The sequence below is a fragment of the uncultured Neisseria sp. genome, assembly GCF_951230505.1.
GTDB lineage: Bacteria > Pseudomonadota > Gammaproteobacteria > Burkholderiales > Neisseriaceae > Neisseria.
The window spans coordinates 1-2645 of record NZ_CATNVN010000204.1; the positions used below are offsets into that span (position 1 = coordinate 1).

2 protein-coding genes are annotated in these 2645 nt (G+C 46.1%); both read left to right on the forward strand.

Annotated elements, in window-relative coordinates; translation table 11 throughout:
• Nucleotides 1-787, forward strand: a 787-nt coding sequence (locus Q1M25_RS09435) for a factor H binding protein domain-containing protein (protein ID WP_300484053.1), incomplete at its 5' end; no start/stop codon positions are given.
• 121 nt (nt 788-908) lie between these two features.
• Nucleotides 909-2330 carry a porin family protein gene (locus Q1M25_RS09440; protein ID WP_300484055.1) on the forward strand — a complete coding sequence of 474 codons (1422 nt, stop codon included), beginning with the start codon at nt 909-911 and terminating at the stop codon, nt 2328-2330.
• Nucleotides 2331-2645: the final 315 nt, after the last annotated feature.

The window sequence follows — 2645 nt, forward strand, 5'->3', positions numbered from 1 at the left end:
TAGCAATACTTCCAGCAACAATAGCAATACTTCCAGCAACAATAGCAATACTTCCGGCAACGCTACACCACGCGTTGACTTTTCGGTTTCATACGGCGGGTTGAAAACCAACGCAATTGAGGATATTCAAAAATTAGCAAAAGATTTGGGAGCACCGGGGGCAACTGTTAAATCATACAATGTAACACTGGGCAATCAATCCAGCAGCGGCAGCAATATTAATTTATCTGGATACCCGCTCAAAGAATTAAAGCTCAATCAAAACTTCCAAGAAACTGCCATTGCAAATGCTTCTGGTAACAATTACACCGTTACCCGAAGTGGTAAAGCCCATATTTACCGCCAAAACTATTCTTTGATTGCAGGTATCAATCCGACTAATACAACAGTTAGAGGATCAGGAGTTAATGAATCAGAAAAACTTGACGATACTTATATCCTGATTAAAGGTCAAACTACCCAAATCCTGCCGACTGCGGGCAAATTTAACTACTCAGGTATTGCAAGCGATGGTGTAAGTCAGGGCAAATTGGCGTACTCTGTTAACTTTGACAACGGAAAAGGCAGTGGCACAATTACCGGAATCGGCAGCGATATCAATCTGCACGAAGCGTCTATTCGAGAAGGCAGCTACACCAACGAAATCGATAACACCGAAATTAAGGGATACGGTATTCAAGGCTCTTCCAACCGTGGCGATTATGCGCTCGGCTTCTTCGGCCCTAATGCGGAAGAAATCGTCGGTACGGTTAATGACGGTGAAATCGGTTTCGCCGGCTCCCACTAATTGGGATGTGATATAACCAAAAGGTCGTCTGAAACCGTTTCAGACGACCGTTTCGACCATTTTCACCGTGTTATCCTTACAATGACAGAATATTCCTACGACCCATATCCCACTGAATAAAATGAATAAAAACCATCTCATCTTACTAATATTCTCCTTCACATCAACCGCCCTTGCCGAAACACCCGTTGTCCATGTACCTGCACCTGTATTTTTTGACAAACAACCCAACAGCGAAACACCCTCAAAAGAATTTACCGACGATAAACCTGCAGAACAGAGGCTTTCAGACGACCTTCCTGCCGATTCCTCATTGGAAGCACAGATCAACCGCGCATTAATCGGACGGGACTGGAAGACGCTGGAAGGTTTGTTGACGCAATATAAAGCCGTGCCCAACCGGGATGCCGTTTTATACGATTATGCTTTAGGCGCGTTGCGGCGCAGTCAGTTGCGGCATGGTGAGGCTGTATCACTCTATCGCGGCATTTTGGCGAAACATCCCGATTTGGCGTATCCGCGTTTCGATTTGGGCGTAATGATGTTTGAAAACAAACAGTACCGTGAGGCAAAAGCTGAATTGAAACGGGCAAAACCGGATTTGCAGCCGCCCATGCAGCAACTTGCCGAACGCTATCTTGCTTCCATTGCATCGGCGCAAAGCTGGCAGCCCGATGTTTCACTGCAATACGAGCAAACCGATAATGTGAACAATGCCTCGTCCGAGCGCGTTATAGAATGGAACGGCAGACGCTGGAATAAAACCGCTGATAGCCTGCCGCAAAAGGCGCACGGTATCCGCTACGGCGCCGGTGTATCGCGCGAAATCGACATGGGCGGGCATCATTTTGTTTACGGCAACCTGAGCGGCGACGGCGTGCATTATTGGGACAATCAGGATTTTAACGAGCAAAGCCTGCGCTTGGCGGCAGGCTATAAAAACCGTTCGGCGGTGCAATCTTTCGGGGTTGTACCGTTTGCCGAGCAAAACTGGATGGGCGGCAAACGCTATAATCGTGAAACCGGTATCCATACCGACTTTTCACGTCGTCTGAACGAAAAATGGCGGCTCTCGTTCAATGCAGGCTATATCAAAAAATACTATCAAAACAGCAACACGGCTGCGCGTTACAACAGCCATATGCCGCTAGTGGGAGCAACGCTGGCATACTCTGCGCCGAAAAACTGGCTGATTTACGGAGGCGTGGACTGGTCGCATGACATGACCAAAGAAGCGGAGCAGGCATCCGTACGCAAGGGCATACGCTTTGGCACGGCGAAAGCGTTTGAGAACGGATTCGGCATCCGTACCAACCTGCGCTACGCCCATCGTACCTTTGATGCTCCGGGTAGCCTGGTGTATCGTCTGACCCGTAAAGACCTTGAATATCAGGCAAATGCCTCTATTTGGCACAATAAAATTTCATGGAAAGGCTTAGTGCCGCATTTGAATTTCCGTTATCTGAAAATCGACAGTAATATGAGCGGCTTCTATTCCCGCAAGAATATGCAGACATTCATCAGTGTGGAGAAACAGTTTTAATGCAACAGGGATGGGAACAAAACATGCCGTTTCAATCAGCCTTTTTTCCTATACAGGTGGAAGATCGTCGAAAATTCTAAGAAACAGGTATTTGAAAAACAGTTGCTAAATTAAAAGAAATTCCCCACATACTCGAAAATGATGTTGATTAAAGTGTTTCTATTTGAATTACAAATCATTGTATTCGCAAATCCAAACGGTAAGACCTAGAAAAAAGCCGTCTGAAATTTCAGACGGCCTTTTTATCTCAATCAAAAATTTGATTTACAAAACGGATTTAACAGTGGCAACCACATTGTCTACGGTAAAGCCGAA

Coding starts and splice junctions, on each gene's coding strand:
- Q1M25_RS09440 (WP_300484055.1), top strand. CDS start 909: ATGAATAAAAACCATCTCATCTTACTAATATTCTCCTTCACATCAACC.